This is a genomic window from Neobacillus drentensis (genome assembly GCF_036965425.1).
In the GTDB taxonomy this organism is placed as follows: Bacteria; Bacillota; Bacilli; order Bacillales; family Cytobacillaceae; genus Neobacillus; species Neobacillus drentensis_F.
On record NZ_JBALPP010000143.1, the window covers coordinates 1 to 8,833 of the forward strand.

Here is an 8,833-nt window from a genome sequence, read left to right on the forward strand (position 1 = left end):
CTATTAATTGTAGCTTTACAATTCTCCTATATTTTTAATTGTGAAATAAATAAATTCATAGGAGATGAATTAGAAATGAAAAAAAGTTTGATAGCTGGATTAGCTTGCCTATCCCTTTCAGTAACGGCAGCAGCTCCTTATGCGGTTTTCGCCCATCCTATTCAAAACATGGCTACTGAAAATGGACAATCTACATTACGTCCGCTTACACCTGATGTAGCTGTGATTGCTCACCGCGGGGCATCTGCATACGGTCCGGAACATACACTCGCTGCCTATAAGCAGGCAATGACGATGAAAGCCGATTATGTGGAATTTGATTTGCAAATGACCAAGGACGGCCAATTGATTGCCATGCATGATGAAACACTATCGAGAACAACGAATGCGAAGGAAATTTATCCTGACCGGGCACCATGGCGGGTAAAGGATTTTACTCTTGAAGAAATCAGCCGTCTGGATGCTGGTTCATGGTTTAATAAAGCATATCCTGACAAGGCGAAAACTGAGTATGTCGGACAGCATGTACCGACACTGGAAGAAGCTATTGAATTTGTCAAACAACATGGAAATGGAAAAGTCGGTCTTTACATGGAAACAAAAGCGCCAAACGTTTACCCAGGTATGGAAGAGAAAGTCATTGAAATCCTGAAAAAAACCAATGTCCTAAATGACGAAAAACTTTTTCTTGAATCATTCAGCGAGGAAAGTCTTCGTAAGTTGAGAACTCTCGCACCTAATGTAAAATTGATTCAGCTTTATACAGGCAGTATGCTGGCTGGCAAGGATGTTTACCAAGAAATGAAGCGAATCTCTGAATATGCTGCCGGAGTTGGCCCTAGTAAGGAACTTGTCGTTCCAAAGCTAATGGAAGCCGCTCATCAAAACAAGCTTCTCGTCCATCCTTGGACCGTAAATGCTCAGGAAGATATGGTTTCCTTGCTCTCTCTTGGTGTTGATGGAGAGTTCACTAACAATCCGGACCAGTTGGATGATCTACTGAAAAAACCGTTTATTTCACATGGGGTAGCCAGCGGAGATATAACCGATTCCTCGGCAATCTTATGGGCTCGTACGAATGGAGATGCAGGAGTTCAGTTTGAAATTTCGACTGATAGTAATTTTAAAAGCAAGTCTATCGTGAAAACAAGCCATGCTGATGAAGAACATGATTATACGGTAAATGTAGAAGTGAACGGATTAAAGCCTGATACTACCTATTATTACCGTGCACATGCTGTTTCTAGCAAGTATACTGTGAATGGTTCATTCAAAACAGCACCAGAGGAAAACAGCTTAAAGCCTATGACAATGGTTTGGGGCGGCGATACGGGCGGCCAGGGAGAGATTCCGCCATATAAATCGTTCAAAGCAATGTCTGCTTTAAATCCGGATTTCTTTCTGTTCAGCGGAGACACGATTTATGCGGATAATAAAACACCAGCTGTGCCCAATCCTCCTTCTGAAACCGTAGAGGATTTTTGGGCAAAATATAAAGAGAACCGTACCGATGCAGGATTACGCAGCCTTCTGCAAAAAACGGGGACATTTGCAATTTGGGATGACCATGAAGTGATTAATGATTTTTCAGGCCCTTCTCAGCCGTTGACTCCAACAGGCTTACGGGCATTCAAGAACTATTGGCCAATATCAGAGGAACGCAGTCAAAGTGACAAGCTTTATCATAAGTATTCTTGGGGTAATACCATGGATATGATCATACTGAACAACCGCGGCTACCGCTCACCTAACACTCAGGCAGATGGGCCAGATAAAACGATGCTTGGTGAGGAACAGTTAAAATGGCTGGAACAGCAGCTCCTTGAGTCAGATGCAAAAGTAAAACTTATTGCGACGTCCGTGCCCATCTCCGTGCCGACTGGAAAAACAAATTCCAGAGATGGATGGGCGAATGCAGATCAAATAAACCCAAATGACCCGACCGGATATGAGACCGAGTTCAAAAAAATCTCTGATTTCATCATTGAAAGAGGAATCAAAAACGTCTTTTTCGTCACGACAGACGTCCATTTTGCCGAAGTCATCAAATATGATGCCAACAAAGACGGAAAAACCGATTACAACGAGTTAATCAGCGGTCCAATTGGCGCTGTAAAAATTAACCCTGGCACATTGGATCCAACCTTCGGCCCTGAAAAATTATATGCAGAAGGGAATTTCTTTAACTTCGGTGTCTTCAAGGTAGATCCTGCAAATAAACAGGCAACAGTAGAAATCCAGGATGAAAACGGAAAAACTCACTTCACTCATACTTTTCAGCTAGAAGATTAATAGTGTGGCTCAGACCCTCACCACTTTAAAGAAGTGGGGGGCTGAGCCTTTTTGTCGGAAATTTCAACTAAACTTACACTTTATTCCCCAAGAAATGATTAGATTCTAACTAATATGACATTCTTCGACTTGTCATTAATGGGATTGGGAACAATACGCCGTGTATTACCTGCCGATAAAACAGACTCCTTACTGTGACTGCTCCTACCATAATTAAACGTGTTATATTTATTTTTCCTTCAATTCGATGTAAGTAGGTTTATTAATTATTCAAGCATATTGGGAAAATTTCTAATTTTATCAATTCTTAACATTCCACTAACAATAGTGTGATATTTTAGGGAGGAATCCACAAAAGGGAGTGAAAAGAATGACACGTCAAAAGTTTTCAGCTTTTTCGTTTGTGCTTTTGCTTTTGTCTTCATCTTTCTTTTTTATGACAGCGTGTGTTTCAGCTGAAAATGCCCTCGATCCTGCGCCGCAGCTTCAGCCAGTGGGGACTGCAAATGGCAAAAAGGTTTTGTTTGATAATACTCATGGACAAACAGCGGGAGCAGCAGATTGGGTCTTGGACGGAGGTTTTTCTGATTTTGCGAATGCCTTAGCAAACAAAGGCTATTATGCCAAAGAGCTGCGAAAAAACACCTCCATTACCTATCAAGATTTACAAGGCTACGATGTGTTTGTAATTGGAGAAGCAAATATCCCTTACAAAACCACTGAGCAGGCTGCTATGATCCAATATGTACAGAACGGCGGGAGTATCTTTTTTATTGGCGATCATTATAATGCGGATCGCAACAAAAACCGCTGGGATGCATCTGAGGTTTTTAATGGTTTCCGCCGGGGAGCTTATTCCAATCCAACAAAAGGAATGGGAACAGAGGAAGCTTCTTCTGCAGCCATGCAAGGTGTAACAGGATCTGATTGGCTGTCAGCCAACTTCGGCATCCGATTCCGCTACAATGCGATTGGAGATGTAACGGCCAATGATATTGTGGCTCAGAGTCAGGCTTTTGGTATTACCTCTGGCGTTTCTACAGTTGCTATGCATGCTGGCTCAACATTAGCAATAACCGACCCCAACAAAGCAAAGGGCATTGTTTATCTTCCACCAACCACAACAGCCTGGGGCAGCGCAGTTGACCAAGGTGTATATAACGGGGGAGGGAGAGCAGAGGGGCCATATGCAGCGGTCTCCAAGCTTGGATTAGGAAAAGCGGCGTTTATTGGCGATTCGTCGCCAGTAGAAGATGCGACTCCAAAATATTTGCGCGAGGAAACGGGAGCAAAGAAAACTACGTACGATGGATTTAAAGAACAGAACGATGGTACTTTGCTGGTGAATATCCTTGATTGGCTATCAAAGCAGGAAAGCTATACAGCCTTATCACAGGTCGCAGGATTACAGCTGGATCAGCCAACCGTCTTGCTTTCAATGGAAAACCCGCAAACATCGACTGAACCGGTGGCAGAACCGTGGGCTGCACCTGCGACAGGCTATAAATGGTATGATCCATCTACTTTCAAATCTGGGTCATATGGCTATGGCTCCAGTGGGTCTGGTGGAACTGGAACGACAACTTTAAATGAAAAGTTTGAGTCCGGAACCAAAACCGCCTATACTGCAGGGAATGTGACGCTTGCGAGTGGAACTTGGTATTTTGATAACGCCCTCATGGGTAATTTATCTACGGATAAGAAAACAGGTTCACAGTCAGCACGTGTCCGTGCATCTGGATCCATTAAGATGAACTTCGATGTTAGCGGGGCAAAAAGCATTCAAATTTCCCATGCCAATTTCGGTACCGACAGCGGAGCGAACTGGCAGCTGGAAATGTCCACGAATGGCGGCTCGACATGGACAAACGTTGGAAGTACGAATACTAGTACATCCACTTTAACTGTTAAAACCTTTACTCTTACTCAAACAGCACCTGTCCGATTCCAAATTGTCGTTTCAGGGACAACGGGGATGAGGATTAATTTTGATGATATAGTGATTAGTAATTAATAAAGGCCGCTTCTTTAAAACTAGGCTATGTTAAAGCTTAATGTTGATTTTGCCTGTTGTTGATTTGAGGATGAAGGACAAAGTCGATCATTAATAGAGGGGAACGGTCAATAGAAGGAGTTCATAATGCCCTAACTCATCTCGGTCGTGAGAGAAATGTCCTTCATAGGGTAAATGAAAGACAAAACCCATCTAGTAAGCAGGAGAACGGTCAATAGAAGGGGCTCATAATGCCTAACTCATTCCGGAAGTGAGAGAAATGTCCTTCAAAGATAAAATGAAAGACAAAACCCATCTAATAAACAGGAGAACGGTCAATTAAAGGGGTCTTTAATACCCGATCCCATCATGAAATCGAGAGAAATGTCCTTCATAATCCGGATAATATGAAAACGGGAAGAAATCAACAACTAAGTTTAACTGAGCCTAAAACTAAAAGGTTTAGTCATTAGGAGAGAACAATACATTGTTCTCTCCTGATGAAGGATCCTTACACTTGTTTGTCTTCCCATGGTTCAAAGGAAAACGGAATTCCAATCATTTTAGCGGTCAATTCATCATAGGACACTAAATCCTTTCTTGACAGCTCTTTTAAAGAGCGTTTTCCCATTGCTCTTAATGCCATTTTTATTTCTTCTGTACTTGCTGTTAAGAATTTTTCCGCTGTTTTTACCCCTTCTTCAACCTTAAATTGATCCTTGAACTTCCCGTCATACCAAATAGCCTGCGTAGGCGGCTCAAAGGGAAGTGCCTTCAACACTTGATCATGTGCAAGAGCAAACAATATGGAAGAGCCTAAATAGACAGCGTCGGCTCCGAGGGCAAGCACTTTTAAAAAATGACCGGGGACCAAAAGCCCTCCTGAAACGATTAAACTAATCTTTCCCTTCATCTTTCTTTTTTCTAGATGATTAGCAGCTCTAACTACCGCATGCAAGGTCGGGATCCCAAAGTCATCAAATAAAATAGGAGGTGCGCCGTGCATGGCTGCTTGTCCGCCGTCAACGGCAATAAAATCAACCCCCATAAAGAGTAAATGATCAATATCTTCTTCAATTTTTCCTCCTGCACCAATTTTGACGCCGATGGGAACACCACCTGATATGACCCGAAGTTCCTCCAGAAGCAGCTTTAAATCTACTAGTGTTTGATTTTCACAAAAATGTTCATAAATGATCGCTTCCTCATTTTCCTTAAGTCCCATCACTTCACGGGCACGACCTTTTAAACTCTCCGAGGGGATTTTTTTACCCATTCCCGCTAAGGCGCCCTGACCTAATTTTATTTCAATCATGTCAGCACGTTTAATCACATCTTCGTCCTTTGCCCATTCTGTTTTTGAAAACTGTAAAATATACTTTCCGGCAGCGTTTAATTCTTCAGGTAAAATTCCACCTTCCCCAGAGTTTATTGCAGTTCCTGTTTTTTGGGCTGCTTCTGCCAATGAAAGCCTTGCTTGTTCACTAAGTCCAATCCCAAATCCCATTGCACTAATCATAAGTGGAATTTTTATTTCCATTGGTTTTTTTGCATTTGGCCCAATGGTAACGGCAACATCTACCTCTTCTTCACCATCAACTGGAAATGGAGAAGTTTGCGCGGGGATAAAAGTAATTGGATCCAAATGCGGCCATTTTTTTGAAGAGCCTCCAAGCGGGCGAAAAAGGACTGCTCCTGTTTCAGCACGCAAGCTATTTTCTAGCATATTTTGAATGCCCATGTGACGAAGTCCAGGCATTAGTTCGATAATATTTTCTTGATAACTGTCAGTTAAAATGATTTTCCCAGCCTTTTTCACTATAAGTTTCATAATCCATCGCCAACCAACGAGGATGAATATAAGCACGACAAATAATAGCGACATCATTGCAAAAGTCAAATAAAAGAATATGTTTGCCATAGTCAGTCTTCTCCATTTTTACAGAAAATGAAAAAAGTTGGATCGAGTGATGAACAATTATGTCTCCATTTGTTTGTTTTCCCATGGTTCAAACGAAAACGGAATTCCAACCAATTTGGCGGTCAATTCATCATAAGACACCAGATCCTTTTTTGATAACTCTTTTAAAGAGCGTTTTCCCATTGCTCTTAATGCCATTTTTATTTCTTCCGTACTTGCTGTTAAGAATTTTTCCGCTGATTTTACCCCGTCTTCAATCTTAAATTGATCCTTGTATTTCCCTTGATTCCAAACAACTTGTGTAGGCGGTTCAAACGGCATGGCATTCAATGATTGAGGATGTGAGACGGCAAATAACATAGCGGAGCCTACATATACTGCATCGGCTCCGAGGGCGAGCACTTTTAAAAAATGTCCCGGTACTAGAAGTCCTCCGCAGGCAATTAAACTTATTTTTCCCTTCATGTTTCTCTTTTCTAGATGATTGACAGCTCTGACAATCGCATGCAGTGTTGGGATTCCAACGTCGTCAGATAAAATCGGCGGGGCACCAAGTGTGGCTGCTTGTCCTCCATCAATGGCAATAAAATCAACCCCCATATAAATTAAATGATCAATATCTTCTTCAATTTTTCCGCCAGCCCCCATTTTTACTCCAATGGGAACACCACCTGTCAGGCTCCGCAGCTCATCAACTAGTTCTTTCAAATCATCCAGCGTTTGATCTTCAAAAAAATTATCATAAATTACGGCATCCTCATTTTCCTTTAACCCCATCACTTCACGGGCACGACCCGTTAAATTTTTAGGAGAAATTTTCCCGCCTGTCCCAAATAAGGCGCCTTGTCCTAACTTAACTTCTATCATATCTGCCCGCTTAAATAATTCTTCTTCTTTTGCCCATTCTGTTTTGGAGAACTGCAAAATATACTTTCCGGCTGCATTTAGTTCCTCAGGTAAGACTCCCCCTTCACCAGAATTAATTGCGGTTCCTGCATTATTAGCTGCTTCTGCTAAAGAGAGTCTCACTTCTTCACTAAGGGCAATCCCGTAGGCCATCCCGCTGATCATTAACGGGATTTTTATTTTCATTGGTTTTTTTGCATTTGGCCCAATGGTTACCTGCACATCGACATTTTCATCTCCATCTATAGGAAAGGGTGTTGTTTGGGCAGGGATAAAAGTAATCGGATCTAAATGCGGCCATTTTTTTGAAGACCCCAACGGGCGGTGGAGAACGTCGCCTGTTTCAGCACGTAAGCTATTTTCAAGCATATTTTGAATGCCCATATGCCGGAGTCCCGGCATCAACTCCATTACATTTTCTTGATAACTGTCAGTTAAAATAATTTTTCCCATTTGCTTCACCATACGCTTCATTAACCAGCGCCACCCAAAAAGCATGAAAACAAAGAATAAAAATAAAATTGTTACCATTGCAAAAGCCAAATAATAAAAAATGTTCAACATATTTATAGCTCCATATTCAGCATATTCTCAATAAGGTAGTCCATCATTCCTATTGTATCCAAAAACAGGAAATTCATATAAAAAATAATTGAGCTTTTTAGTATTCTTAATCGTATGAAATTGTTATTTTTCACCAAACTATGAACATATAAAAACAGGGGGATCTTTTCATGCATATAATGAATGACATTGTTCATCGTCCATGGCCATTACCTTCGAAGTATTGGATTATGCGACAAACATGGAAAAATCTATTGTTTTTGCATTGGCCTATTCCGCTTGAAAAATTACGGCCGCATGTTCCTTCCTCTTTACAAATTGACACCTATAATGGCTCCGCCTGGTTAGGCGTAATTTTATTCGTGTTAGAGGGAATCTATCCTCGGGGAATTTCATCTGTGTCTGTAACCCCTAAATTTCCTGAAATCAATGTAAGAACTTATGTTAAATGTGATGGCAAACCCGGTATTTATTTTTTGTCTATTGATGTTCAGAACTGGGCTTCCTTAAATATTGCAAAGAGATGGTATTGTTTACCCTATCATTCGGCGGAGGTTTCTTTTCAAAAAGAAGGACAATCCTTTCATTGCCAGAGTGTTCGTAAAGGCAATGCGAATGCTCTTATCACATTTAAGGGCAAATATTTTCCCGTATCGGAGGTATATTTTCCAAAGGAAGGAATGCTGGACCATTGGCTCACTGAGCGATATTGTCTCTATAGTTCAAATAACGGAGTCAACATCTATTGCGGTGAAATACACCATCAGCCCTGGCCGTTACAAAAAGCGGAGATAGAAATAGAAAGGAATACCCTTTTTACACCTTTTCATTTTGACCTTTCTGAAGTAAAACCGATTGCTCATTTCTCTGCAGGTGTGGATTCGTTAATCTGGAATATTAAGAAAAAAACATAATATTCGTTACTTTATAGAATATTGAAAAAGACTATATCAATTGAAGGAGTATCAGAATGGGTAAGAATAAGAATAATATAAAAATTGCCTTTTCATTAGCAACATTAATTCTTCCTTGGCTAACCGTCCCTTTTATGGGGAAACGAAGTTTTTTTAGGTTTTTGCCTGTAGCAAGTTTTGTCAATTTGTTCATAAGTGTATTTAGTCTGTTCTGTTATAGGAATAAATGGTGGGTAACTAAAA

5 protein-coding genes and 1 pseudogene are annotated in these 8,833 nt (G+C 41.0%); 4 read left to right on the forward strand and 2 right to left on the reverse strand.

Features of this window, described 5'->3' with window-relative positions:
- The first annotated feature begins 75 nt into the window (after positions 1-75).
- Positions 76-2,292, forward strand: coding sequence for a glycerophosphodiester phosphodiesterase family protein (locus V7161_RS27460; RefSeq protein WP_335715974.1), 2,217 nt, complete (start codon positions 76-78; stop codon positions 2,290-2,292).
- A gap of 370 nt (positions 2,293-2,662) precedes the next feature.
- Positions 2,663-4,306, forward strand: coding sequence for an Ig domain protein group 2 domain protein (locus tag V7161_RS27465; RefSeq protein ID WP_420491676.1), 1,644 nt, complete (start codon positions 2,663-2,665; stop codon positions 4,304-4,306).
- A 490-nt stretch (positions 4,307-4,796) separates the two neighbouring features.
- Here the strand turns inward: V7161_RS27465 and V7161_RS27470 are convergent, their stop codons facing one another.
- Both V7161_RS27470 and V7161_RS27475 read right to left on the reverse strand, forming a co-directional pair.
- Positions 4,797-6,206, reverse strand: coding sequence for an FMN-binding glutamate synthase family protein (locus tag V7161_RS27470; RefSeq protein ID WP_335715975.1), 1,410 nt, complete (start codon positions 6,204-6,206; stop codon positions 4,797-4,799).
- A gap of 57 nt (positions 6,207-6,263) precedes the next feature.
- Positions 6,264-7,676, reverse strand: coding sequence for an FMN-binding glutamate synthase family protein (locus tag V7161_RS27475; RefSeq protein WP_335715976.1), 1,413 nt, complete (start codon positions 7,674-7,676; stop codon positions 6,264-6,266).
- A gap of 170 nt (positions 7,677-7,846) precedes the next feature.
- On the opposite strand from V7161_RS27475, the gene V7161_RS27480 reads away from it, so the two are divergent.
- Positions 7,847-8,590, forward strand: a complete 744-nt coding sequence (locus V7161_RS27480; RefSeq protein WP_335715977.1) for a YqjF family protein — start codon at positions 7,847-7,849, stop codon at positions 8,588-8,590.
- Positions 8,591-8,646: 56 nt separating this feature from the next.
- Positions 8,647-8,833 (forward strand): annotated as a pseudogene (locus V7161_RS27485) (hypothetical protein); the annotation flags it as partial.